Here is a 258-nt window from a genome sequence, read left to right as displayed (position 1 = left end):
CTACCAATACCCGCATACAGTTCATCTGGAGTATTGACGTTGAATCGTTTCAGCGCGTATTGCTCGGCATCTTTCAGCGTCGCTCCGACTCTGCCTAGCTCGACTTCTAGAATATCTCGTCCGGCTTCAAGGTTTTTCTCACGACTCTGAGCACGGAACCAGGCGTTAATTTTTGCACGAGCTCGACTCGAGTGAACAAAGCCTGTGGTCGGGTTTAACCAATCACGTGATGGGTTCGGTTCTTTTTGAGTGATGATC

1 pseudogene is annotated in these 258 nt (G+C 49.2%); it reads right to left on the bottom strand.

The features are described 5' to 3' along the window. Nucleotides 1–258 (bottom strand): annotated as a pseudogene (gene relA, locus AB4512_RS22855) (GTP diphosphokinase); the annotation flags it as partial.

Origin of the sequence: Vibrio sp. 10N.222.52.B7 (assembly GCF_041474275.1) — a bacterium.
GTDB lineage: Bacteria > Pseudomonadota > Gammaproteobacteria > Enterobacterales > Vibrionaceae > Vibrio > Vibrio crassostreae_C.
Note: the sequence above shows the minus strand (reverse complement) of the source record. Positions and strands in the feature narration are given on the sequence as shown.